The organism is Bacillus sp. RC252 (assembly GCF_044909215.1).
In the GTDB taxonomy this organism is placed as follows: Bacteria; Bacillota; Bacilli; order Bacillales; family Bacillaceae_G; genus Bacillus_A; species Bacillus_A mycoides.
Map to the genome: position 1 here is coordinate 41,566 of NZ_JBIYDV010000019.1, position 26,382 is coordinate 67,947.

General features: G+C 34.7%; 24 protein-coding genes and 1 pseudogene. 8 read left to right on the forward strand and 17 right to left on the reverse strand.

The annotated features are described in order from the left end of the window. Nucleotides 1-272: 272 nt before the first annotated feature. Genes ABH960_RS23010 through fdhF form a run of 4 tightly spaced genes read right to left on the reverse strand, consistent with a single transcriptional unit; the run spans nucleotide 273 to nucleotide 5,737 of the window. On the reverse strand, nucleotides 273-2,144 hold the full coding sequence (locus ABH960_RS23010; protein WP_404448623.1) for a glycerophosphoryl diester phosphodiesterase membrane domain-containing protein: 1,872 nt from the start codon (nucleotides 2,142-2,144) through the stop codon (nucleotides 273-275). Beyond that, the gene (locus tag ABH960_RS23015) at nucleotides 2,131-2,298 is read right to left on the reverse strand and encodes a hypothetical protein (protein ID WP_157264618.1); all 168 of its coding nucleotides are present in this window, start codon (nucleotides 2,296-2,298) and stop codon (nucleotides 2,131-2,133) included. Before ABH960_RS23015 ends, ABH960_RS23010 begins: the two co-directional genes overlap by 14 nt. A 1-nt stretch (nucleotide 2,299) precedes the next feature. Continuing rightward, nucleotides 2,300-2,782, reverse strand: coding sequence for a helical membrane plugin domain-containing protein (locus tag ABH960_RS23020; RefSeq protein ID WP_002010449.1), 483 nt, complete (start codon nucleotides 2,780-2,782; stop codon nucleotides 2,300-2,302). Between the two features lie 12 nt (nucleotides 2,783-2,794). After that, entirely contained in the window at nucleotides 2,795-5,737 is a 2,943-nt protein-coding gene (gene fdhF / locus ABH960_RS23025) for a formate dehydrogenase subunit alpha (protein WP_404448625.1), read from the reverse strand. 295 nt (nucleotides 5,738-6,032) lie between these two features. On the opposite strand from fdhF, the gene fdhD reads away from it, so the two are divergent. Together fdhD and ABH960_RS23035 are read left to right on the forward strand one after the other, a co-directional pair. Then, nucleotides 6,033-6,839, forward strand: coding sequence for a formate dehydrogenase accessory sulfurtransferase FdhD (fdhD, locus tag ABH960_RS23030; RefSeq protein ID WP_404448627.1), 807 nt, complete (start codon nucleotides 6,033-6,035; stop codon nucleotides 6,837-6,839). 501 nt (nucleotides 6,840-7,340) lie between these two features. Continuing rightward, a complete protein-coding gene (locus ABH960_RS23035; RefSeq protein WP_002010444.1) occupies nucleotides 7,341-7,847 on the forward strand; it encodes a GNAT family N-acetyltransferase in 507 nt (168 codons plus the stop codon). Nucleotides 7,848-8,359: 512 nt separating this feature from the next. Here the strand turns inward: ABH960_RS23035 and ABH960_RS23040 are convergent. Continuing rightward, complete coding sequence (locus ABH960_RS23040; protein WP_002029704.1) at nucleotides 8,360-8,482, reverse strand: hypothetical protein; 123 nt, start codon at nucleotides 8,480-8,482, stop codon at nucleotides 8,360-8,362. Between the two features lie 332 nt (nucleotides 8,483-8,814). Here ABH960_RS23040 and ABH960_RS23045 point away from each other — a divergent pair, with 332 nt between their 5' ends. The 3 genes from ABH960_RS23045 to ABH960_RS23055 all read left to right on the forward strand — a co-directional run bounded on the left by ABH960_RS23045 (nucleotide 8,815) and on the right by ABH960_RS23055 (nucleotide 11,668). Continuing rightward, nucleotides 8,815-9,486 carry a response regulator transcription factor gene (locus tag ABH960_RS23045; RefSeq protein ID WP_404448630.1) on the forward strand — a complete coding sequence of 224 codons (672 nt, stop codon included), beginning with the start codon at nucleotides 8,815-8,817 and terminating at the stop codon, nucleotides 9,484-9,486. 77 nt (nucleotides 9,487-9,563) lie between these two features. Then, on the forward strand, nucleotides 9,564-11,009 hold the full coding sequence (locus tag ABH960_RS23050) for a sensor histidine kinase (protein ID WP_404448632.1): 1,446 nt from the start codon (nucleotides 9,564-9,566) through the stop codon (nucleotides 11,007-11,009). 146 nt (nucleotides 11,010-11,155) lie between these two features. Continuing rightward, nucleotides 11,156-11,668: a GNAT family N-acetyltransferase gene (locus tag ABH960_RS23055; RefSeq protein ID WP_002029700.1), complete on the forward strand. Its 513-nt coding sequence runs from the start codon at nucleotides 11,156-11,158 to the stop codon at nucleotides 11,666-11,668. Between the two features lie 34 nt (nucleotides 11,669-11,702). Here the strand turns inward: ABH960_RS23055 and pdxR are convergent, their stop codons facing one another. Beyond that, the gene (gene pdxR, locus ABH960_RS23060) at nucleotides 11,703-13,103 is read right to left on the reverse strand and encodes a MocR-like pyridoxine biosynthesis transcription factor PdxR (RefSeq protein ID WP_404448634.1); all 1,401 of its coding nucleotides are present in this window, start codon (nucleotides 13,101-13,103) and stop codon (nucleotides 11,703-11,705) included. A gap of 120 nt (nucleotides 13,104-13,223) precedes the next feature. Here pdxR and ABH960_RS23065 point away from each other — a divergent pair, with 120 nt between their 5' ends. The 3 genes from ABH960_RS23065 to ABH960_RS23075 all read left to right on the forward strand — a co-directional run bounded on the left by ABH960_RS23065 (nucleotide 13,224) and on the right by ABH960_RS23075 (nucleotide 15,099). Then, the gene (locus ABH960_RS23065; RefSeq protein WP_404448636.1) at nucleotides 13,224-14,150 is read left to right on the forward strand and encodes a DMT family transporter; all 927 of its coding nucleotides are present in this window, start codon (nucleotides 13,224-13,226) and stop codon (nucleotides 14,148-14,150) included. Between the two features lie 181 nt (nucleotides 14,151-14,331). After that, nucleotides 14,332-14,856 (forward strand): DUF4871 domain-containing protein, encoded by a 525-nt coding sequence (locus ABH960_RS23070; RefSeq protein WP_002029695.1) that lies wholly within the window; start codon nucleotides 14,332-14,334, stop codon nucleotides 14,854-14,856. A gap of 120 nt (nucleotides 14,857-14,976) precedes the next feature. Further along, the gene (locus tag ABH960_RS23075; RefSeq protein WP_016093371.1) at nucleotides 14,977-15,099 is read left to right on the forward strand and encodes a hypothetical protein; all 123 of its coding nucleotides are present in this window, start codon (nucleotides 14,977-14,979) and stop codon (nucleotides 15,097-15,099) included. Between the two features lie 202 nt (nucleotides 15,100-15,301). On the opposite strand, the gene ABH960_RS23080 is transcribed toward ABH960_RS23075, so the two are convergent. The 11 genes and pseudogenes from ABH960_RS23080 to ABH960_RS23130 form a co-directional block, all read right to left on the reverse strand. Further along, nucleotides 15,302-16,504, reverse strand: a complete 1,203-nt coding sequence (locus ABH960_RS23080; RefSeq protein ID WP_404448639.1) for an NAD(P)-dependent malic enzyme — start codon at nucleotides 16,502-16,504, stop codon at nucleotides 15,302-15,304. A gap of 59 nt (nucleotides 16,505-16,563) precedes the next feature. Then, complete coding sequence (locus ABH960_RS23085; protein WP_404448641.1) at nucleotides 16,564-17,910, reverse strand: 2-hydroxycarboxylate transporter family protein; 1,347 nt, start codon at nucleotides 17,908-17,910, stop codon at nucleotides 16,564-16,566. A gap of 122 nt (nucleotides 17,911-18,032) precedes the next feature. Next, nucleotides 18,033-18,740, reverse strand: a complete 708-nt coding sequence (locus ABH960_RS23090; protein WP_404448643.1) for a response regulator — start codon at nucleotides 18,738-18,740, stop codon at nucleotides 18,033-18,035. Beyond that, nucleotides 18,737-20,341, reverse strand: coding sequence for a sensor histidine kinase (locus tag ABH960_RS23095; RefSeq protein ID WP_404448645.1), 1,605 nt, complete (start codon nucleotides 20,339-20,341; stop codon nucleotides 18,737-18,739). Before ABH960_RS23095 ends, ABH960_RS23090 begins: the two co-directional genes overlap by 4 nt. 78 nt (nucleotides 20,342-20,419) lie before the next feature. Beyond that, nucleotides 20,420-21,052 (reverse strand): annotated as a pseudogene (locus tag ABH960_RS23100) (methyl-accepting chemotaxis protein); the annotation flags it as partial. Next, a complete protein-coding gene (locus tag ABH960_RS23105) occupies nucleotides 21,033-21,176 on the reverse strand; it encodes a hypothetical protein (RefSeq protein ID WP_404448684.1) in 144 nt (47 codons plus the stop codon). The pseudogene ABH960_RS23100 and the gene ABH960_RS23105, both read right to left, overlap by 20 nt. Nucleotides 21,177-21,473: 297 nt before the next feature. After that, on the reverse strand, nucleotides 21,474-22,202 hold the full coding sequence (locus ABH960_RS23110; RefSeq protein ID WP_404448647.1) for a C39 family peptidase: 729 nt from the start codon (nucleotides 22,200-22,202) through the stop codon (nucleotides 21,474-21,476). Between the two features lie 42 nt (nucleotides 22,203-22,244). Next, the gene (locus ABH960_RS23115; protein WP_404448649.1) at nucleotides 22,245-23,066 is read right to left on the reverse strand and encodes a transporter; all 822 of its coding nucleotides are present in this window, start codon (nucleotides 23,064-23,066) and stop codon (nucleotides 22,245-22,247) included. A 234-nt stretch (nucleotides 23,067-23,300) separates the two neighbouring features. Beyond that, nucleotides 23,301-24,536 carry a sensor histidine kinase gene (locus ABH960_RS23120; protein WP_404448651.1) on the reverse strand — a complete coding sequence of 412 codons (1,236 nt, stop codon included), beginning with the start codon at nucleotides 24,534-24,536 and terminating at the stop codon, nucleotides 23,301-23,303. 11 nt (nucleotides 24,537-24,547) lie between these two features. After that, complete coding sequence (locus ABH960_RS23125; protein ID WP_113937945.1) at nucleotides 24,548-25,219, reverse strand: response regulator transcription factor; 672 nt, start codon at nucleotides 25,217-25,219, stop codon at nucleotides 24,548-24,550. A gap of 212 nt (nucleotides 25,220-25,431) precedes the next feature. After that, nucleotides 25,432-26,136 (reverse strand): metallophosphoesterase family protein, encoded by a 705-nt coding sequence (locus tag ABH960_RS23130; protein WP_404448653.1) that lies wholly within the window; start codon nucleotides 26,134-26,136, stop codon nucleotides 25,432-25,434. Nucleotides 26,137-26,382 lie beyond the last annotated feature (246 nt).

Below are 26,382 nucleotides of genomic sequence, written 5' to 3' on the forward strand. Positions count from 1 at the left end.
GTTATGAAAACGCTAACATACTATTTTTTTAAAGTTTATATATTTAGAATAGTGTAAATATATAAAACATTGATTTTATTGGGTTCTCCGTACCACTCCATCATCTATTACTCTATTTCTATTATATCCATTCAAAATGCATAGTAATTATTTATTATTTGACAATAATAAATAATGTAAAAAAACTAAGCAATGACGTATACATATACACTTATTACTTTGTTCAATACTTTAGAAATATATTCTTTTCACAAAAAAACAGCTACTGGCATTTAGCCAGCAGCTGGATAACTTATAAATAACTTTGAAAATAGATCTTCTGTCGTCTCACTAATTTTATCAAACATATCACTTTCACGATCTTCTTGCTCTTTTAACATCTTAATTGTTTCACGTGCATCTTCAGGATAATCGGTAATGATACCATCTACGTTTAACTTATAATATCCCTTTAACCTTTCCATATCATTTACCGTCCATACGTAAATTGGCTTGTTTAACTTCCTTGCTTCTTTTACTAATTTCTTATTTAACATGTATTCTTCTGCTACATAAAAATCAGCCTTCACATTCTTTAAGTTAGCTCTACTCGCATACAGTATATATCCTACTTTTATATTTGGATTTGCACGTTTAAACTCTTTAATAAGCGGATAGTGTAACGTTTGAATGACACATTGCTTCTCAAATTCATTATCTTTAATCGCTTTTAATACTTTGTTTACGAAATCTTTTTCGCCACCATGAAGCTTCACTTCAATATTAAGTTTGATTTTTCCTTTTGCCAGCTTAATGATCTCATCAAGTGTACTTATTTGTCCTGAAAAACCATCTTGACTAAGGGTAAGCTGTCTTAACTCCTCCATCGTTAAATCTGACACATGAACATTAGCATTAGCAAGACGTTTTAGCTTCAAATCATGTATAACTGCTAGTTCACCGTCTTTTGTTTGCAGTACATCAATTTCAGCGTAGTCTGCTTTGGCATCAATAGCCCCCTGCACAGCTTCTTTCGTATTCTCTACACCTTTTGAAATATAACCACGATGAGCCATAATAATTGGTTCTTTATATGAATTTGAAATAAACGTTACAATGAAGGCAACGACCATTCCGGCGGTAATAATTCCTACAATATATACACCAATAAATTTCCAACGATGTTTTTGGAAGAAACATTTATCTGCTTTTGTTTTCGAATAATCTAATCCTTCTTCTAATAAAACATCTTCAACCGGAACCTTTTGTAAATACAATCGTGTTATTCCCATAATATAAAATGGCGTCACGATAAAACTAAATAAATACAATGTACTCGTTAAAAATACAGACATTGTTGATTCCGCTAATAATGCAAATGTTCCCTGTGGATTTGTAAATTCATACATGCCCCATAGACACAATAAATACACTCCCAAAAATACACCGTAAACAATCCCTATTGAAATAAAAAATCCTACTAAAAAGAATAGTACTTTAAAAAAACTTTCTTTTACTAACGTTGCACTTTTACGTGCTGCTGTGCGAAACGGCTTTTGCTCTAAAACAACAATAGGTAGAACAAAAATCCAGCGAAGGTTCAAATACGCAACTACAGCAAAGAACGTGTAATAACCAACTTGTCCCATCGTTGTCTTAAACAGTTCTCCTGTAATAAAGTTAGGAATTTGAATTTGTGGAATTAATGCCGTTTCATATCCAATATTTAAAAGAGGTAACAATACAACCGCATATAAAATAAATCCTGGTAAGCAATATGTGAAAAGAGTAGGTAAATACGTTACGGTTTTATATAAAATCGGACGTAATTTCACCTTTTGTCTTTTATGAGCGAAGTACGAAATGATAATAAGCACCGCAAATTCCGTAAAGATAAGAAACAGTGCTAACAATGATAAAATGACGATTGCCAAAATGCCGTATGATGTCTTTAAAAACGCTAATAATTCATCATTCGTCGCATTTGCATAACCACCAAAATACAATAACTTATTAAAAATGATCCCAAATAGCGGGACAAATACAATCGCTGCTAATAATTTATAAGCAAGTTGAAAGGTTAATACATTCCAAAAAGCAAATCTAACTGTTTGAAAGGAATGTCCCATTACTCCTGGTATAGATAGTCTTTTACGGTGTTGCATATATTCCTCCACATTCTAAAACGATATTTGAGATGGATTCCACATTTCCAATTTCAATCCATCTTTTTAATAATAATATATTCCGCTTAACATGAACACTCTTATACATATAATGAAAAAAGTGATGGCTAATCCCATCACTTTTTTCACTCACTCTATTTTTTCTCTAATCCTTGTCCAAATGCTTTTAAGAAACTAAAACCGAATGTAATCGCCCTGTTGATATCTGGATCTTTTAATACTTTAAAGAAATCCATCACTTTTGTTTTCTTTCCGTTTTTCAGCTCATCCGTTGCAAATTGTAATCCAGTGACTAAACTAGATGTTATTTGTTTCGTTATTTCTGGGTCCACTGAAGATAATGCCTCTCCTGCCCCCATCATATTGTTTAATGCGTTTTTTACTGGTTCACGATTCAATTGTTCAACAGCTATTTTGGAAACATCTTCTTTTGCAGCAAGTAAACTAATTGCTGCATCTAAAATTCCAGCTTTTTGCAACTGCGCTAATAGCTGCATCGTCTCTTCTACTGCTTCTCTATTTTCAGCTAGATCATTTAACAACTCATCTGTTACTTGCTGTTTTTTTTCTTCTTCTGTTACAATCTTCTTTTTAATTAAAGTAATCTCTTTTGCCATTATCTCCGCCCCCTAATTCTGGTCCACAAGTGATACGTATTGTTTTCTTTGCCACTTTCGCTCGATTTCAACACCATTTTGCGGATGACGTTTTTTATCTCTCGGGTTTGAAGATGGTAACGGACGATCTCCTTTTTCACGTAATACGCGCAGTTTCACCATTGTTTGTTTATAAGCTGGTGTACACGTATAAATGTCTGTTGCTGTTCCTGTTAAAATATTGATTGCCTCTTCATTTACTGTCGCATGCATCGGCAAATATAACTCATTTCCAGTTACACGATCTGTAACAAGCGCTTGTACTTTGATTTTTCCAAATGGTGATGCTAACTCTACAAGACCACCATCTTTCACATTGCGTTCTTTAGCAAGTTCAGGTGAAATTTCAACAAATACTTCAGACACTTTAGATAAAATACCAGCCGACTTATTCGTCATATTCCCTTCATGGAAATGCTCTAGCATACGGCCATTATTTAATAGTAAATCATACTCATCTGGTGCTATAACTGGCGGAACCCATTCATCTAGTGATAAACGTGCTAGTTTGTCTGGGAAGTTAAATCCATCTACATATAATAATGGTGTATCACTACCATCATGGCTACCCCAACATAAACTATTCCAGCCTTCTAGACGGTCGTACGTCGCTTGAGAGTATAACGGTGCAAGCGATGCAATTTCGTCCATAATTTCACTTGGACTTCCATAATTCCAGTCTCCGCCCAGTGCACGAGCTACTTTTTGTAAAATCCACCAATCTGGTTTTGAATCACCAAGCGGTTTCAATACTTCGTATAATCTTTGAATACGGCGCTCTGTATTCGTAAACGTTCCTTCTTTTTCTAAGCTTGGTGCTGCTGGTAAAATAACATCGGCGAAACGAGCTGTTTTCGATAAGAACATATCTTGAACAACAAGGAAGTCTAAATTCGCTAAAATATGTTGTACATGGTTGGCATTTGAATCTACTAAAGCCATTTCTTCTCCCATAACATACATACCACGCAGTTTTCCTTCTTCGGCCGCAAGTAACATTGCGATATTATTTAATCCCGGTTCTTTCGGAATGGTAGTACCGTATGCTTTTTCAAATTTCGCACGATGCACATCATCTGAAACTGCTTGGTAACCCGGAAGCCAGTTCGGTAATGTCGCCATATCACAAGCACCTTGTACGTTATTATGCCCGCGTAACGGATACGCACCGGCACCAGGACGACGGTAGTTACCTGTAACGAGAAGTAAATTTGAAATTGCTGCTGACGTTGTACTCCCTCCTGTATTTTGAGTTACACCCATTCCCCAAAGTACACAAGTACCATCTGCTTCATATACCATACGAGCCATTTCTTTTAACTGATCTTTAGAAATCCCTGTAATTCCCTCAGTATAATCAAGCGTATATTTTTCTAGCATTTTGCTATATTCATCAAAATTCTTTACATTTTCAGCTATGAACTTTTTATCGTGCCAATCTTGATCGATAATGTATTTCGTTATCCCAGCAAGCCATACATAATCCGTCCCTTGACTCGGGTGAACAAATATATCAGCACGCTCCGCCATTTCATGTTTACGAAGGTCTGCGACAATTAGTTTTTGTTCATGTAATTTATGAGCACGCTTCACTCTAGTTGCAAGTACAGGATGTCCTTCTGTTGGATTTGCCCCAACAATAATAACAAGACCTGCCTCAGCAATATCTTTCACTGTTCCAGCATCTCCGCCCATACCGACAGTTTTAAATAAACCGTCTGTTGCTGGAGATTGGCAATAACGGGAACAGTTATCTACATTATTTGTTCCATATATTTGACGAGCTAGTTTTTGCATAAGATAGTTTTCTTCATTTGTTACTTTCGAAGAAGAAATAAACCCAAACGCATCGCTACCATACTCTGATTTAATATGTTGCATATTAGATGCAACAACTTCAAGAGCCTCTTCCCATGAAGCCTCAACAAACATATCCCCTTGGCGAATTAACGGCTTTGTAATACGCTCTTCACTGTTCACAAAGTCCCATCCGAATTTTCCTTTTACACATGTGGAAATACCATTAACCGGTGCATCTGAAACAGGTTGCACTTTTAAAATTTGACGATCTTTCGTCCATACCTCAAATGAACAACCTACACCACAAAATGTACAAACTGTTTTTGTCTTATTAATTTTCGTCTTACGCATCGCGGACTCTACTTCTGAAACTGCTAAAATACTGCTATATCCAGGCTCTACATCTTTTACAAAATCAATCATTGGATTTAGCACATCTGGTTTTAAACCAGTCATAAATCCAGCTTCTCCTAGCATCGTTTTTTCCATTAATGCATTACAAGGACACACTGTTACACATTGCCCACAACTAACACAAGACGAGTCATTTATACTCACACCATTGTCCCAAATAACACGTGGACGGTCTAAACTCCAATCAATCGATAAAGTTTCATTTACTTGTAAATTTTGGCATACTTCTACACACTGCCCACAAGCAATACATTGATTTGGATCGTATCGATAGAATGGATGCGACGTATCCACTTCGCATGCACTTACTTTCGGTTCATATGGATATTTCTGTTCTTCAATCTCCATCATATGTACTGTATTATGGACTTTACAGTTACCATTATTATTATCACATACTGTACAATACAATAAATGATTCTCTAATATTCGATCCATCGCTTCAGTTTGTGCTTCCTTTGCACGTTCCGATTGCCTCTCAATATGCATGCCATCTTCCAACTTCGTCGAACAGGCACGTAGTAAACTTCCATTCACTTCTACAATACATGTATCACAAGTTTGAATAGGATCTACCTCTGGTACATGACAAATTTGAGGATGTTCTAAATTACTTTCGTTAAACAATTGGAGTATCGTCTTTTCACCTGATACGAAAAATTCTTTACCATCAACGGTTACACGGACTGTCTGTTCTGTCATAGTTTCCCCTCTCCTTACAACTAACTGTACAACACAATTATGAATCCGTTTTCATAATTGTGTTGTACATATTTTTGAAGCGCCCTGTTGAAATACTTTCCTTTGGAAGTCGATTCTAGATGTTATAAGGTATAACTACGAAAGCTTGAAAATGTCGCTATTCTACAAATCTATTATATCGTACATATACAATAATAACCAAAATAATCTGCCATCTTCTTGTTAGTAGATGCTTTTGTTTTTTCGATGTTTTATGATAAATATGGAGAAAAATACATATAAAGGGGAATTTAATATGGGGTCTATTCAAGAAACATATACAATTGTACGTTATCAATCTGGTACATTTTCAAAACAAACCGATGAGGTTGTTACGGAATCTCCTATTACAATTAAATTAAATAGCGAAGAATACGTAACAGTTGTATGCACTCCTAATTACATTGAAGATATGGTAACCGGTTTTTTAATTTCTGAAGGAATTATTTCTTCTTATAAAGATATTGAAGAATTATGGATCCAAAAAGAAAACGGAATTGTCCATGTAAAATCATCAAAAATTAATCCGCTCTATCAAACTTTATATAATAAACGGTACGTAACTTCTTGTTGCGGGAAAAGTAGACAAGGTTTTGTTTTCGTCAACGATGCAGCAAAAGCAAAAAAGTTACATGATATACATATAACTATTACTCCGGAAGAATGTTTTCACCTAATGACTTCCTTACAACAATCTTCAACTACATTTCGCCAAACGGGTGGTGTGCATAATACCGCTTTATGTGATCGAAATAACATTCTTTTATCAAGAATGGATATCGGAAGACATAATGCGCTAGATAAAATATACGGTCATTGTTTACGAAACAATATCTCTGTTCAAGGGAAAATCATTGCGTTTAGCGGACGCATCTCATCTGAAATTTTGTTAAAGGTTTCAAAAATAGGTTGCGAAATTGTTCTATCTAAATCAGCTCCAACTAAACTAGCATTGCAACTCGCCCACGATTTAGGTATTACCGTAGTAGGATTTATTCGAAATGGATCTTGCAATATTTATACACATCCGGAACGAATCGATGGCTACAAAATAAACGATTGAATACGTAAAAGAAAGTGAAAATTTAATCAGTGGAGGGGTTTCCCTCCCCACTGATTATTAGCCCAACCAATCGGGCTTTTACGGGCAATCCGAATCCCACGAATAATTGGATAAAAATTACTCCTTTACAAAGTGGGAATTTTAGTTATAAAAATGTAACATATTAAAACCTTGAATAGTTAATAAAGTTAATATATAATTTCATTACATAAAGTGAAACTATAATCAGTGGGGGGTTGTTCATCCCCCACTGATTATTAGCCTTCAGCAATCGGGCTTTTACGGGCAGCAGGGCTCCCACCTAACTTCTTTGCTCCAGCCGAATTTTGAGGTGAGAGTTTTACTGCCCGCAAATAGCGGGATAAATAAAATGAAAACATAGTAGCATAATCTTTTCATTCTTTTACAAATTAAGAAAGAATAGTCACAGAATACATTTAACTAAACTTAATCTTACAAAGTTAATGAATTAAATTTGAATCAATCTAGGAGGTTACAACTATGGAAATTCGCTTATTAACAACAGAGGATGCAGAAATTTATTTGAAAGTGTGTATGGAAGGTTTAATGAAAAACCCTGAGGCTTTTAGCTCTTCTTATGAAGATGTTCTTAAACAGGAAAACCCTGTCGCTGCTATGGCAAAGCGATTAAGCAATCCGGATAAGTATACTCTAGGTGTCTTCAAAGATAATGATTTAATCGGTATTGCTACTCTAGAAACAAAGCCATTTATTAAGCAAGAGCATAAGGCAAAAATCGGCTCAGTTTTTGTTTCTCCAAAAGCGCGTGGCCTCGGTGCAGGACGAGCTTTAATTAAAGCGATTATTGAAAATGCCGATAAATTACATGTAGAACAGCTTATGCTTGATGTTGTCGCTGATAACACTGCTGCAAAAAAATTATATGAGTCCCTCGGCTTCCAAACTTACGGTGTGCAAGAACGGTCCTTAAAACATAATGGCCAATATTGGGACGAAGAGCATATGGTTTTATTCTTAAATAATTAACATTTTAATATAATTTTTCAAAAGCATCTTCTTATTAATTAAGATGCTTTTTTCATTACAACAATGTAATCTTCATGTCACCTTTATCGATCGTTCCAATCCTTTCCATTCGTTATACTAAAAATATAAAGTGAAACTTTACTCAGTCGAAGTCTTTACCTCCACTGAGTATTAGCCCTCACCAATCGGGCGTTTATGGGCAGCCCGACTCCCATCTAACTTCTTCACATCCACTGAATTTTGAGATGGGAGTCTTACTGCCCCCAAATAGCTTGATAAAGTGAAACTTCACTCAGCGAGGAGGATCCGTCTCCCGCTAATTATTAAATGAACGTATAGCATGCAATTGATATGTAGAGGAGAATGTAACGTGAAACAAAACAAACAAGCTATCTTTTTAATATTTGCTACAGCAATTGTAACTTCTGGACTGGCAATTCTACCCTGGTTTATTATATAGAACACATTAAAAAAGCTTATTGCTTCTTAAGAAGCAATAAGCTTTTTTTCTATTATAAAATCCCGAAAAATTTATTTACACAACTTATCATAATAAGCATAGATACCGCAACACACATTACAATCGCATTACGATCTTGCTTTTCTTTTTGTAAACGTTCTACTTTTTTACTCATGTGTACAATCCCCTTTATATAAAAAAAGTGTGAGATAGGAAATTTTTCTTATCCGATGCGAGGTGAATACGAAAACCCTCTCTATCTCACATACACAATAGAATGGAATTGTCATTTTATAAATAAAATGACATGACGTTATGTCGCAACATAGGGTATTTGTGTCGCTACGTTTTCTATTATAAAAAATAGTTGTGCAAAACTAGTGCATTTTTTATGTCAATTGCCCTGATTGAAAAAATCAGCCATCCATTCAATCACATAAAAAGAGTTTTTTATTATTTTCATGTAAACTATACAAGTAGAATGAATAGTTTGGGGTGCACAAGATTATGGTGAAAATTTTATTAGTAGACGATGAAGAACGTATGTTACGATTGTTAGATCTGTTCTTAAGCCCTCGTGGCTATTTTTGTATGAAAGCTACTTCTGGCCTTGAAGCGCTAGAAGTAATCGAACAAAAGGACTTCGATATTATTTTATTAGATGTTATGATGCCGAATATGGATGGGTGGGATACTTGCTATCAAATCCGTCAAATTTCCAACGTTCCAATTATTATGCTAACAGCTCGCAACCAAAATTATGATATGGTCAAAGGTCTGACTATGGGAGCAGATGACTACATTACAAAACCATTCGATGAGCATGTATTAGTCGCGCGAATCGAGGCTATATTACGTCGCACAAAGAAAGATGGCTTTGTTAGCTTCAATGGTATTGAGTGGGATAAAACAAAACATACTGTTACAGTTTATGGTGAAAGAATCTCACTAACTCCTATTGAATTCTCGTTACTTGGACTATTTTTACAAAATATAAACCGCGTTTACAGCCGTGATGATTTAATTGAAAAAATTTGGGGATATCAAACAGACATCGAATACAGAACTATCGATTCACATATTCGTAATATCCGTGATAAATTACGCAAAAAAGAATTTCCAGTTGAAGATTACTTAGAAACCGTCTATAAAGTCGGATATAAATGGAAAAGTGAATAATTACTTTAATCAGTGGGGATGGATAAAACCCCACTGGTTAAAGTTTCACTCTATATGAAATAAGGTATGGTGAGAAAATGAGCAAACTTTCCCTTAAAGTTGGGACATACTTTTTAATATTAGCTTTATGTATTGAGACAATTGCTTTCGTATCTTTTTATAAAAGTCTTTCAAAAATGCGTGTTGAAGAGGAAACCGTTGCTCTATTAGAGAAAGGAAATCGCTATCGTGATACGATTGAACGGCGTGCCAAATGGAATGAATACGCTCAGCAAAAAAAACATGCTGAACGTTTCAAACGCCCTGAATCCCCCGATTTCTCTATTGAACATGCGGCTGAAGATTTAATGGAAACAGAAGCACTTACTAATTCTGATATAGCTATCGTTATAACTGATAGTAATGGCAAAATTACATCTGCCTCAGAAACAGTTACAAAAGATATGCAAAAACACCTTCATTGCAAAACACCACCTGTTACAAGAGATGGCTTAATAGTAGAAAAGAACTGGAAAAACTCAAAATCCATTTCAACAGTAAGCCCAATTAAAATAAAAGACTTTAACGGTAACTTACATATGTTCTTAAAAACATCCTTCTTAGAAAATATGTTAATGAGACTCATGAATCAGTTCATTATCGTTAGTGTTTTAACATTAATTTTAACAACTATTTCTGTCTTTGTTTTTTCTCGAGTTATTACGGATCCTCTTATAAAAATGAAAAGAGCAACAGAAAAAATTTCAAAATTAAATAAACCAATTAAATTAGGCATTAAGCGTAATGATGAACTTGGCAGTTTAGCTAAAACCATTGAAGAATTATCTAACGAGCTGACTTATATGAAAAAAGAACGAAACGAATTTCTCGCTAGTGTAGCGCATGAATTACTAACTCCATTAACCTATATGAAAGGTTATGCAAAGGTAGCAAAAAGAGATTCTCTAACGAAAGAAGAACGTGAAGAATACTTACAAATCATTGAAGATGAAACGGATAGTGTAACCGATCTCGTACAAGATTTATTTATGCTTGTACAATTAGAGCAACACCAGTTTGTTATAAAAAAACAAAAAGTAATTCTTAAACCATTTTTAGAACGAATGGTTGAAAAAACAAAAACAACATTAACAAACAAACAAATGCAACTACATGTACATTGCAAAGATGATTTAGAAGTTTGCATAGACGAAAGACGTATGGAACAAGTTATGTTAAATTTATTACACAATGCTTATCAACATTCACCAGAAAACACTTCTATAATAATACGTGTACTAACCAGTGCGAATACTTTTACAATAAGTGTACAAGATGAAGGTGAAGGTATTCCAAAAGAAGATATCCCACATGTTTTTGATCGCTTTTACCGTGTCGATAAATCCAGAACACGAGCTACAGGTGGAAAAGGTATCGGACTGGCTGTTGCAAAAGAAATTGTAGAACTTCATAATGGTTCTATTGAAGTTAAAAGCGAATTAGAAGTCGGAACAGAATTTATAATTGAATTACCATTTGTATAATATATGCGTGAAATCACCAGTAGCAGTCAACACTACTGGTGCTATTTTATTTATAAAACCAACTATTATAAGCTAAGCTTTTGAAATTATTCTTATTTCAATATAAAATATAGGTATAACTGTCAAAGATTTGGAGGGTGATACAATTGGATATCCATGTATTAACAAAAGACGAAGCAGAAATTTACTTAGAACTTCGAGTAGAAGGATTAAAACAAAATCCGGAAGCTTTCAGCTCTTCTTATGAAGATATTATTAATAAAGAGTGTGCTATTGAATATAAAGCCCAAAAATTAGCACAAGATGAGAACTATACACTAGGTGCATTTAAAGATGGCACTTTAATCGGAGTTGCAACACTGGAAACGAAACCATATGTAAAACAAGAACATAAAGCAAAAATCGGTTCAGTATACGTGTCTCCAAAAGCACGCGGACTTGGAGCGGGAAAAGCACTTATTAAAGAATGTCTTGAGCTTGCTAAATCTTTAGAAGTAGAGCAAGTTATGCTTGATGTTGTTGTCGGAAACGATGGTGCAAAAAAACTTTATGAGTCATTAGGCTTTAAAACATTTGGCGTGCAAGAACGTTCATTAAAATATAACGGACAATATTGGGATGAAGAGCATATGGTTCTTTTCCTAGATGAAGAAAAGTAATAAAAAAACATCCTCCATTTATGAGGATGTTTTTTTACTTTCTTGTAAACCATGCTGTATATAATAATTGAATGGCCTCTTCAATTTCTTCCTCTAATAAAGTCGCAAATCCAAGCAATACTGTACTTTTGGGAGAAGTCCCTTCCTTATAGTATATCGAAGCAGGATACACTTTAATACTCCTTTCAGCTGCAGCTTCCATTAATTCTTTCTCTTCCATCCCATTATGCACTTTTAATAAAATATGTAGGCCGGAATCTTCCCCTATTACTTCAATGCGATTAGAAAAATATTTTTCTAATCCCGAAACAAAACGGTCTCTCTTCTTTCGGTACACAACACGCATTTTATGAATATGTTTTTCCCAATGCCCGTCATTTAAAAATTTCCTAATGATCTCTTGATCTATTCTTGAAACGCTTTGTGTGTAAAATAAATATTGCTCTTGATACTGCTTAATGAGGGATTTTGGCAACACCATATAACTCATCCGTAATGATGGCAATAGCGCTTTAGAGAGCGTCCCCATATAAATTACTTTCCCATCTCTATCTAACCCTTGCAGCGCTGGAATCGGCTTTCCTGAATAACGGAATTCACTATCATAATCATCTTCAATAATATATCTTCCTTCATCTTTTTTTGACCATTGTAAGAGCTGCATCCTTCTCGTAATCGGCATAATCATCCCGCAAGGAAACTGATGCGAAGGTGTAACAAATACAACATTTGCATGGCTATCAGTTAACTGTGACATACAAATTCCATCTCCATCTAAAGATAACATTTGGACATTTTGTTCCCCTTGCTCAAAAACAACCATTTTCCGGTGGTACCCAGGATTCTCAACTGCATAACGACTTCCCTTTAACAGCTGAAATAACATTTTTACTAATATTTGCGTGCCCGCCCCTATTACAATTTGACTAGCTACGCATCGTACACCTCTAGATTCATACAAATAGCTCGCGATTGCTTCTCGTAAACTTACCTCCCCTTGCGGATGTCCAATAAAAAGTAAATCTTTATTTTCAAATTGCCATACCTCGTTCGTAATTTTTCGATATACATGAAGCGGAAAAGTACTAGTATCCACACCCGTTTGAGTGAAGTCAAATTTATACACCTGCTCTTGAAAAGGTACTTCCCCTATTACCTCTTCGCTACCTTCCACATAAATCATTTGCTCGATTTCACATACAAAATAACCTTTTCTAGAAATCGACTCAATATATCCTTCGGCAAGAAGTTGCTCATAAGCTGCCTCTACTGTATTTTTACTTACTTGTAAATATGTTGCTAGCTTCCTCTTAGCCGGTAATTTCGTAAAAGCCGGAATCGTTCCATCTTTAATCTCCTTTTTTATATACTCATACAATTGTACATACAATGCCGTCTTACTATTTGCATTCAAATTAGGCGTTAATTCTAACACAATAACTGACCCCTTTCAAAAACACATAACTGATACTTTTTACAGTACCAGAAGTTCTATATAATTCCTTTTATCATGTAACGCATTAATAATCAAATACTAGAGAGGAGATGCATGATAATGAACAAAATTAGACGTATTGGACTCATTATGATTATTACAGGAGCCACATTATGGGGATTATCTGGACCGATGATTCAATGGCTATTTCAACATACTAACGTATCATCACTTGATTTTTTAACAATTCGCTTGTTGCTTGCAGGAATATTTATTTTGTCTTTCTTACTAATAAAGAAACAAAACATATTTCAAATTTGGAAACACCCTAGACATTCTATACAGCTTATTATTTTCTCTATTCTTGGCATGCTCGGTGCGCAATACGCCTTTATCGAAACAGTTCATATTAGTAATGCGGTCACAGCAACACTCTTTCAATTTCTAGGCCCTGTTCTTATTACTATTTACGTTGCGTTTGAGCAAAAGAAATTCCCTGCTTCTATGCAAATACTAGCAATTATAACTGCTCTAACAGGGACATACTTTATTATTACAAACGGTTCAATTGAAAATATTGTTTTATCTAAAGCAGCTATTACTTTCGGCCTACTAACAGCGATTGGTTTTGCGTTTTATACCCTTCATCCGGCTTCCCTTATTAAAGAATGCGGAACAACTATAGTAATTGGCTGGGGGATGTTAATTGGAGGGATTGCACTGCTTATTTGTAATCGTTCTTTTGGATGGAATCAGATTTCGCAAACTTTCACACTTCAAACTTTTTCTATGCTTATTCTTATCATTATAAGTGGCACTCTTTCTTTCCTTCTTTATATCGGGAGTCTTAAATATTTAGCAGCAACAGAAACAAGTATTTTATCTAGCATTGAACCACTTGTAGCTGCCATCGTTTCAATCGCTTGGCTTAATGAATCTTTTAGAGCATATCAATTATTAGGCGGAGTATGTATCGTCCTTTCTGTTATTTTCTTAACAATGCCTCAAAAAGAGAGAGAACCAACCTTTTCAACTGAACAAATATAAAGTGAAACTTTAATCAGTGGGGGGTTCCATCCCCCACTGATTATTAGCCCTCACCAATTGGGATAGAAAATGTCAAAAGAGGTCGTACAAAACTTACGACCTCTTTTTATGATTTAAAGGAATTGTCTCGTCTTCTAGCAAATACAATTACACTAACAATAAAAATTAGGAGTGTGGCACTATGAAAAAAATCGGAACTATGCTACTTTTCTCCTTCCTCATTACTGGCTGCGCGCAATCGCAACCCGATTCAACAGCACCTAAAAAAGAAGTAATAGAAACGTCATCCTCTCAAATTAACGCACCTTCCTTTTTTCACCTTAGTGTCTTAAAAGATGTAAATTGGGAAGAAGCACCATCATTCGTAGAAGGAAAAATACCGTTAAAAGGCATTGAAAGAAAAATTGCAATGGCTGATAGCTCTATTATCGCAAATGAGCAAAATGAAATAATGTGGTTCTTCCTGGATCCTGAAATGCCAACTGGAAAACTATCTATTATCGCGTTAAAACAAGGAACTACAACTCCAACACCAGTACTCTTTCAAAAAGAAACCTCCAAACAAACTTGGACTACTTCAAATACAGTCGATACAACCGTAAAGGAACTCCCTCTCGTAATGTCACTACCTTCATCTGGATTATGGGTATTAAACATATATGTGAATGAAAGATATTATGATCAATTTGTAATCAATGCCGAATAAAGTGACAAAACTGAAACACTTCCTTACAACAATGTAATTTCTACGTCACGTACTTCGATAGGTGGATTATCTCTCTTCTCTTATACTTAAAGTAAGAAATGACGCAAGGAGAGATGAGAGATGAAAAAAATGATAGAAGTGATCGTAGCAGTAACTGAGGTTTTAATAAATGGTAAACAAGTTGCAATGGAATTAAATAAAGTGAAACTTTATTCAGTGGGGGTTTTCCCCATCCCCCGCTGAATATTAGTTGAACCAATCGGGCTTTTACGGGCAGTGGATCTCCCAACTAACTTCCTTGCATCCACTGAATTTTGAGTTGGGAGTCTTACTGCCCGTTAATGCGGGATAAATAATGAAAGGGGCTTGAATAAATTTACACTTCTTCATTATTTTGATTTCTTATCTCAAAAAAAGCAGTGCCTTTTTAAGGCGCTGCTTTTGACTATTTATAACTTGGCATTTTCGTAATCTGTGCCACTCCTGAATCGATGGCTGCTTTCGCTACTACTTCTGCAACACTTGGAACAACTCTTTTATCTAATGGATTTGGAATTACATAATTCGCATTACGCTCTTCGTCCGTAATTATGTTAGCGATCCCATATGCTGCTGCTAATTTCATCTCTTCTGTAATATCAGTCGCGCGTACGTCTAATGCACCACGGAATATACCAGGGAACGCTAATACATTATTTACTTGATTTGAATAATCAGAACGACCAGTTCCAACTACAGCAGCTCCAGCCTCTAATGCATCTTCTGGGAATATTTCTGGAATTGGATTCGCCATTGCAAACACAATTTGTTTCTCGTTCATCGTCTGTATAAGTTCTTTCGTTAATACGTTTGGAGCAGATACACCGATGAAAATATCAGCTTGATGAATCGCTTCCTTTAATGTTCCACGTACATATTCTCGATTTGTCTTCTTTGAAACTTCGATTTGCGCTTCGTTCATCCATGTTTCACCTTCACAAACAATACCTTCTAAACTAACTAACGTAATGTGTTTTGCGCCAGCTTTTAATAATAATTTTCCAATTGCAATTCCTGCCGAACCCGCACCGTTAATAACAATTTTCACATCGTCCATTTGTTTACTTACAACTTTTAGTGCATTAATAACAGCTGCTAAAACGACAATAGCCGTCCCATGTTGATCATCATGGAATACAGGAATATTCGTTTCTTCTTTTAATCGTCTTTCAATTTCAAAGCAACGTGGTGCTGCAATATCTTCTAAATTAATTCCTGCAAATGTAGGCTCTAAATTTTTAACAAGGGTAACGATTTCATCCACATCAGTCGTCCCTAAACATAACGGGAAAGCATCTACATTCGCAAACTTTTTAAATAAAATACTTTTCCCTTCCATAACAGGCATAGCCGCTTTCGGTCCAATATTCCCTAAACCAAGTACTGCAGTTCCATCTGAAACAACTGCAACCATATTACCACGTGCTGTATAGTCATACGCTGTTTCTTCATCTGCCGCAATTGCTTTGCAAGACTCCGCTACACCTGGTGTATAAGTCAGGCTTAAATCATCCGCTGTATTTACTTCTACCTTACTTGTAATCTCAATTTTCCCTACTAACTCTTTATGCAATAACAATGATCTTTCATTAATTTGATTTTCTAACATACTTATAATCTCCCCTTAATTTGACAAGCTAGCTATATGAATATAGCTAGCTTGTTTGATCATGAAAACATTGTTAATAAGATTGTCGCTGTTACAACCATTGCTGCCCCGCCTAAACGCGTCGAAATTTGCGCAAATGGCATTAATTCCATACGATTTGAAGCTGATAAAATAGCAACATCTCCAGTTCCACCTAAACCGCTATGACATCCAGTTACAATCGCTGATTCAACTGGATACATTTTCATCACTTTTCCTATAAGAAAACCTGACGCTACCATTGTAAGAACAACCGATGCACAAACAACAACATATCCTACAGAAAGAACTGCTGCTACGTCTTTTAACGGAATATATAGCAATCCTAATCCGACCATTAATGGCCAAGTTAAATTCTTTGAAATAAATTTATATAAATGGAATGCTCCTTGTTCCATTTTTGCTGGCATTAATTTAAAGTATTTCACAAGTGCCGCTGAGAAAATCATAATGATTGCTCCTGGAATACCGATGAACTTAGAAGCAAATCCTCCAAAGATGAAGAACGTACACGCAATTAATAAACCTGCTCCCATTAATGAGAAGTCAATTGGCTTCTCTGTATTTTGTTCTTTTAATAACTCTGCTTGATTATCTGTTTTCACTAATACACCGTTACCACTAAGCTCAGGTCTCTTCTCACCTAAACGCTTCATATACCCTGCACTCACGATTGCAAACATATTCCCAATAATAGCTGCCGGAATAAGCTGTGATACAAACGTTGCTGATGATTCGTTTAAAATATCGCTGTAAGCTAGTGACAATGGTAAAATCCCTTCTCCAATACCACCACTCACAATAGGTACAATGATAAAGAAGAATGTCTGCTTCATTTCAAATCCAAATAGTGAGCCGACTAATAAGCCTACTGCTACAGAAGCTAACGTTCCTACTACTAAAGGAATAAACATGCGAACGAAACCTTGTACTAACACTTTCCGGTTCATTCCTAAAATACTTCCAACTACTAAACAAGAAATATATAAATATAAAAAGTTCGATTTTTTCATTAACATAGTGGCAGCTTCCATTGAAGCTGGATTCATCCAGTTAAAAAATACAAGTAACGATGGAATAAATAATGAGAGAATTGCTGGACCACCGATATTTTTTAATATTGGAATTCTCATTCCAATATCACCTAAGAAAATACCCATGATCATAATAACTGCAAAACCACCAATCATATCTGCTGGTAATTTATTATATACAGATGCTCCATAAATAATAGCAGCCAATACTACATATAACGGTAAAGGTATAACACCGATTTTAACGTTCATAATTTTAGAAGCGAAAGATTCATTTTTCAATTCATTGCCTTCAGAAAATGATACCGCTTCCACATTCTTTTGAATTCCCATATGGCACCCCCTTGTTTTCTTAATAACAATATTAAAACGCTTTCAATATTAAGAATAGTTTTTGTAAGTTTTGTAATTGGTTTTGTAATTAAAAAAAGTATAAGCGACTTATAATAAGCCGCTTATACGTAAAAGTCTATTTTATTCCGGTCAATACACCTTAATTTACTCACCGGTCTTCCCACATTTTGATACACCATTTCATTCTCTAATACTCCGATTTCAGTCAAAAACATTACATACTTTCGAATAGAAACTCTCGAAACCCCTACTAATTGCGCCATTTCATCAGTTGTAAATGCTTGTCCATTAAGCGATTCGATTTTCTGCCAAATTAGTTGCAACGTTTGCTTTGTTAACCCTTTTGGAAGCTCTTTAGTAACAAGAGCCTCTCTTTTGTCTTTTTGTAAAATTAGTGAATCTAGTTCCGATTGACTAATTTTTTGTTGTTCTTTCATGAAAGTAAATTTTTCTCGATACACCGTTAATGCTTCCTTAAAGCGTTCAAATGTAAATGGTTTAATTAAATAGTCTACAACTCCATATTGTAATGCTTTTTTAATACTTCCCATATCATGTACAGCTGAAATCATCATAATATCAATTTCTTTTTCTTGATTTCGAATATACATTAAAAGCTCAAATCCAGTCTCCTCAGGCATAAAAATATCAAGTAATATGAAGTCTACTCGTGACTTCTCTAACACTTCTATCGCTTCTTTAACTGAGTTAACTGCATGGACAAGTTCAAACCCTCCCACTTGCTCTAAATAGAGTGTATTTAACATCGCAACCATCGGATCATCTTCTACAATTAAAACTTTAATCATATTTGCTTCTCATCCCTACCTTTAGGTATTTCAATTGTTATCGTTGTTCCCTCTCCTAATAAGGAGGAAATGTCAATCTCCCCATTTATTCGCTGTATACTTTCTTTTACAAGATACAAACCATAACCGCGATTATCCCCTTTTGTGGAATAACCTTTTGTAAATAATGCATCCACTGCGTCTTCTTCTATACCTTTCCCCGTATCTTGCACTGTAATAGTTAATGCATTCTGATATTGTATCCCAACTTCAACTTGTTTCTTTTTGCAATGTATCACTGCCTCTAATGCATTATCTATTAAGTTCCCTACAATCGTAATAAGTTCATGAGTAATACTTTCATCATATATTTCCGGCAAGTAAGAATCTTCACTTATAATTAACTTTATATTTTTCTCCCTAGCATAGCTAAGTTTACCTAGTAAAAAACCAGCAAATACTGGACTTTTTATTCTTTTCATAACCCCACCAATTTCATATTGATGCTCTGATACCATGCCGCTTATATACTTTTGTAATTCTTCATATTGTTTCATATGTGTAAGCCCTAATACGACATGCATCTTATTCATAAACTCATGAGATTGTGCCCGTAATGCTTCCGCATATAGCCTAATACCAGTTAGTTCCTCGGCTAGTTTTCTAATCTCTGTTTTATCACGAAATGTTGCAATTGCGCCAACTATTTCTCCTTTTACATATAAAGGAACACGATTCGTCACAATCGTAATTCCATAAATATTTTGTTCTTCGTTTAATTGTACCTCTCCCGTTTGCAACACTTCTTTTATACGCGAATTTGGCATATACAACTCAACATCTTTACCAATAAAATCTTCTTCCAGTCCACTTTTTTTAAATAGCCGTTTCGCTTCATTATTAATTAATGTTACTCTCGCCTCTTTATCTACAGCAATAATGCCTTCTTTTACAGATTGTAACATCGTATTTCTTTCTTCAAGAATTTTCGCTATCCTGTGCGGCTCAAGACCGAATAAACTTTTCTTTATATGCCTAGCTAGCAATATTGCTCCTATAAGTCCGACTAATACTCCAACTCCGACACCGATATAAATAATATGTCTACTTTCCTTAACTCTCTCTTTTACATTATCTGCCGAGATACCAACGGCCACCGCGCCAAGTTGTTCACCTGTTTCAGAAAATATAGGTACAAACACTCGCATTGAAATACCTAAAGTTCCTTCTGCTAGCGATACATGTTCCTTTCCTTTCAATGCAGGCCCTTCATCTCCCCCAATAAAATGATGACCTATTTTTTGAGGATCTGGATGTGATTTTCTTATTCCATTCATGTCCATAACTACAATAAATTGAACACCTGTGTTTTTTAATATTCTATTTGTATACGTTTGAATTGCAGAAGTATCTGCTTTCCCAATCAAACCATCGATTACAATCGAATCATTCGCCACAATATGTGCAATTGTTTTCGCTTTCTCTGCCTGGCTATCCTCCGTTGTCCGCTCTACATTATGACTAATTAATATATCTGTAACAAGTAAAGAAAAAATTACAACTGTACAAACTAACAATGTAATCGTTTTCCATAAATTCCATAGTCTTTTTCTTTTTTTCATCCCGTTAATGACTCCCCTAATTACTGAATATAAAAATAAATAAGGTGATATTATTTTCACCTTACTTATTTGCTGTTATTATACTTTAAATTTACTAGTCATTGCTTGTAGTTCTTCGGCCATCTCAGCTAAGTTTTGCGAAGCCGAACTAATTTCTTTCATCGAATTTACTTGTTCTTCTGTTGAAGCTGCAACACTTTGCATACTAGCTGTATTTTCTTCTGCAGCCGCTGCAATTTCATCAATAGCGTTTGTCACTTCATTTGCATCTCCAGCGATTCTCTTCGTTGTTTCTACCATTTGATTAACTTGAGAAACAATATGAGTAGTAGAACTTAAAATTTCTGTAAAACTTACTTTCGTTTTTGTTACAACATCTAAGCCTTGTTGGACTTCCCCACTCACATTATCCATTGCCTTAACAGTATGTTCAATATCAGCCTTAATTTCTGCAATTAAATTTGCAATCTCTCCAGATGATTCTCCTGATTGCTCTGCTAATTTTCTAACTTCATCAGCTACAATAGCAAATCCTCTTCCCTGCTCACCTGCTCTTGCCGCCTCAATAGCCGCATTTAAAGCTAATAAGTTCGTCTGAGTAGCAATATTTTGAATTGCTTCAGAAATAGCTCCTACCTGCTTTGATTTCTCATCAAGAAGTTTAATAATAGCATCTGACTGGGATACCGACCTAGAAATAGACTGCATTTGTTTTGGCGGTTTGATATGAAACACCACCGATAATAAGTCCTGGTATAGTTAAAATAATAAAAAATGAAATGATTAATTTTTTATTGATACTCATATATTTAACCCAGTTAAATATATTTTGCATAATAAACCTCCTTTGTGTAATGTGAATACTTGTGTAATTTTATACAAGTAACATACATAAAACAATATATAACGATAAAATGTAATCCTTTCGTCAATTATGCATTTTTACATATTCACTGCTTCTAGGTATTTTAATGATAAAAATAAAAGAACTTTAGCATTATATATGGCTAAAGTTCTCTTGTTTCTTAACAACTTTTATTCAAAAAAACACATCCTACAAAATTCCTCTTATAATTCCTTAAATCTCTATCCTTCACCTTATAACTATATTGTTAAAACTCTCCGTCCTAATTTATTTAGAGCTCTTTATATAACTAATTGCCTGACTCCCCATCTGTACCCACGCCTTTTCAAAATCTTCTCTCGATACACTGATATTCGGGCTTTCATTAAGTGGATCTTGAATATATACAGACTCCTTATCATATCCAACAAGAACAACACAATGTTCATTATAAGTAATGGAAACATCTCCACCATTTGTTTCCCATATAGTGAATTCATCCTCATCTAGTGGGGCATATGTTGCATTTGTAATCATGACTACCGGTTGTCCTGATTTTACACTCTTATAAATTTCTTCTATACTTTTTCCTGTTAAATCTATAGCTTCATTCGGTAAATATTTTTTTGCTAATTGAAAAAGCGGTCCATGATATACACCGTATCCCGATTCAGAAAACGTATAAATGTTCCCCACAAATCCTTCATTCGGATTTCCTCTTACACCATCGTCTAAAAAATCTACCTTTTTGATGTCACTCGCTAATTTCATCTTATCTATAGAAACACCCGCATATTGTAACATCATCGCTAAACTTGTTACTTCGCAGCCTCTATCTAACTCTGGTAACTGCTGAATTAAAGGCACATTTGATAACATGACTTTTTCATTGTTATTACTAAACTCTATTCGTTTTTGACTTTGTATACTTGAAAATAGTAACCCCTTTACTTTCTCCACATACTTTGTAATTCCATTTGTATATGCACCCCATATCCCTATACAAAATACGGCCATACATATATACCACTTCCATTTTCGTATCACCCTCACGCCCTTTTAATTCGTTAAATACGAATAAAACGCATCAGCATCTGTTTGAACCATAGGAACAAACTTAAGCTCTTTTCCCTTTTCAGGTTGTTCAAGATTTATCTTCTCCGCTAAATCTTGAATATTCAAATTCGCTCTATCCATACCCAGCTCATCTGCTATTTCTATTACCTTTTGCTCATTTATTTCTCTTAATACTTGATATATATCTTTGCCATATAAATCAATATGATATTTTTTTGCTTCTTCCTGTACTTTTTGTTCGTACACTTCTTGTGCTAACTCTTCCATCTCTTTTCCTTGTTGAGCAATACCTAGCTTTTCTGCCTCTTCTTTAACTTTCGTGCCGTAGATTTCTTCCGCAATGTCTTCTATTTCTTTTCCTTCAGTTGAAACACCAAGCTTTTCTGCTTCATTATTAATTTTAATCTTATTAATTTGATCAATTAAACTTACAATCGACGTATTCTCTATAGATATTCCTAATTTTAACGCTTCTTGCCTCACTTTTGTTTCATAAATTTCTTCTGAAAGAATTCCAACATCTTTTCCTTCTACCGAGATACCTAATTTTTCTGCTTCTCTTCCTACTTCCGTTTCATGAATTTCCTTTTCTAACGTAATTTGTTCTTTCCCATCCGTTTCAATGCCTAACTTTTCTGCTTTTTCTTCTGTATGCATTGCATGTATTTTCCCATCATTTAATTGTTCTTTACTACGCTGCGTGTAATCTGTCTTTCCTTTTTTCATTCCAGAAGGAGAGGCACCCCCTAATATACTTAAACTCATTACTCCAATAGTGAATACCGTCATCATTTTCTTTTTCAAGACTTCTTCCTCCCTCTCACGCTTTCTTTTCCCAGCTTTCCCATAATTTTTTTTATACTATACATAAACTTCATCTCTGTTAGAAATAACCTTATGATTTATCCAGTTCATTCAAAAAAACTTACAACTTTTCTTTCCATCACAAGTTTCCATTATGTAATACATGATACAAGTTGTTTCTTAACTTTCCCTTAAAAAAAAGACGACCTTGTAAAAACAAGATCGTCTTCTCACTTATATTCTTTGGTTTTTAGGGAAAATCACTTCAAAACAAGTTCCTTCTCCCCATTTGCTCTCTACCGATATTTTTCCATAATGCTTTTCTACAATCCAATTAGCGATTGAAAGACCTAACCCCGCTCCTTCTGATGGACTTCTTGCTTTATCTCCTTGATAAAAACGATCAAATAACTTTGGAATATCCACTTCTTTAACTCCTATCCCGTTATCCTTCACTTGTATGCGAATCGAACTACTCGTTTGCATACAAGTAATTTGAATATGTCCACCTTCATTCGTATACTTCATTGCATTATCTAGCAATATGACCATCAATTGATGAATTCTCTCTCTATCACCAATAAACGATATGTCACGTTCTACTTTTAATATCATCTCTTTTTCTTGATAAGAAGCAATCTCTTTATATGGATCTACTATTTCTTCTAACAATTTATCCACTTCAAATGTTTTCTTATCCATCTCGATTTGATTAGAATCCGAACGTGCTAACAATAATAAATTGTTAACTAGTTTTGATAGCCGTCTACATTCCTTTGAAATTGTAGAAATATCCATCGCCTTTTCTTCTATCGTCGCAGATGGTGACTGGAATAATACATCTGTTTTTGATTGAATAACCGCAAGTGGTGTTCTTAATTCATGCGATGCGTCCGAAACGAACTGCTGCTGTTTCTCCCATGAATTTTGAATCGGTATGAGTGCTCTACCCGCTAGGAAAAAGCCGATTCCTATTGCACATAGACTTCCTATGCTGCAACCTATAACGAGAATTAAAAATAAAGTATTTATCATTTCTTTTTCGGCTGTTGTATCGCGTACGATTTGCACAATTTGTCCGTCATCCTGAAACGCTAATGTTCTGAAATAATGCCCCTTTACTTCTATATCCTGAAGAACTCCTAATTTCTTTGGCGCAAAAGCTGGAATATTCTCTGTAAAAATAGAGAAAAATCTAGGGTTTTTCTCATCCATTGAGATTGTATTTCCCTTCCAGAACAACTTCATGACTCTTGGATCCCCAATTTGAATATTTTTCATGCCTCCCTTTGGAGGATTCTTAGATTTAACCCCATCTTTATATTCAATTATTTTTTCAAATGATTTATCTACTGCACCATAAATTCGATTATATGTGTATAAATAAATTATACTGCCTAATACCCCAATTAATACGATAAAAACTAATGAATTTACTATAGTCAAACGAATGCGTGTTTTTTGAAACATACTTCCCTTTTTCATTGTTCTTTTAATATATATCCAATACCACGAACAGTTTGAATATCTTTCTGATAACCGAATGGTTCTAATTTTTTACGTAAATGATGAACATACACTTCTACTATGGCTACTGTTGTATCCGAATCAAATCCCCAAACACGATCGAAAATTTGTTCACGCATTAAAATCTTCCCGCTATTTTGAATGAGGTACTCTAGTAGCTCGTATTGTTTTAATGTCAGCTTAATACCTTGTCCATCTACTTGAATGTCTTTATCTTTTCCGAACAATTCAATTCCTTTATAGCGAATGGTCTGCTGTGTTGTTAAACTACCACTTCTGCGTAGTAATGCACGAATTCTCGCTTTTAATTCAGGGGCCTGAAACGGTTTAACAATATAATCATCTCCACCAAAGTCCAACCCTTTCACTCGATCTTCTAAAGAATCCCTCGCTGTCAAAAACAGGACTGGTGTTTCAATCTTTTCATCACGTATTTTTTGAATCACTTCAAAACCGTCCATTTCTGGCATCATCACATCAAGCAAAATGGCATCATATATATTCTGTAAAGCTAGAAATAATCCATCTTCTCCATTCAATGCTGTATCTACTTCAAATTCATCGCGTAAAATTTGTACGATAGACTCTAATAACGAGGCATTATCTTCTACTACAAGTAAGCGCATATTCTCACCTTCCACAATCTATTTCAACTCTCTTTATTATTGCATCTCTTCTCTTCATAACGAAATAATGTAATCATATTATGTAATTTCATTTTCAACTATTTCCTTCTAAAGTTTTGCTCGATATAAAATTTTGAACCTTTATTATAAAGGCTCTTTCTTAAATTTTGCTTAATAAAAAATTGAAAGAAATAAGATTCCTCTTATCTCTTTCAATTTTTTACTACATATACCTTTTTACTTGGCAACTCCAAACAATTTAACTGACCACCATACACAGCCCCGCCATCAATTCCAATAATACGATTACTACCAAAATACACTCCGCAATTCTCACTACTATGAAGCGTTTTTGTTTCCGTATGGCCAAATACAACAACCTTTTCGCCGCTATATCCATTATGAAATTCATTACGGATCCACATTAATGTATATGGTTCAGATTCAGAAACTCGGTTCATCGGCTCAACACCAGCATGTACAAAGATATACTCTTCTGTTTCAATGTAATGATCTAATTCTTGAATAAACGTTACATGTTCCTCTAATATATGAGATTGTAAAATCGGTTTTTGGAAGTTTTCCTCATTAACCGCAATGTCTTCTTCTACAAATCCATAGCTATATAACGTTTTATCTCCACCATTCCTTTTTACCCAATGGTTCCATGAACGTTCCTCATCAGTCGTTAACGCCTTGATCATCATATCTTCATGATTGCCCTTTAGAACGAGGGCTCCCTCTTCTGTTAACTCTTTTACCTTTTCAATTACTGCACGCGCATTTGGACCACGATCTACATAATCCCCTAATAAAATCAATTGATCCTGTCTTGCATCGTATTGAGCTTCTTCCAATAACTGTTCGAACTTTTCTATTTCTCCATGAATATCACTAATAACAAGTATTCTCTTCATTTCTTCTCCTTCTTTCTAAACCATTCTCTTTCTAATTATAGATTAAAATGAAGGAAATTTCTGAATACTAATCCGAAATAGTATTTATTACAAATAAAACTATTATCCTTACAACACTGTAAGTCTCTTGTCATCCAATTCGATAGTTGCAATCACTATATTTCTTTATACTAAAAGTAAGAAATGAAACAAAAAACAAGGAGAGATGAGATATGAAAAAAGTGATGGAAGTTGTAGTAGCAGTGG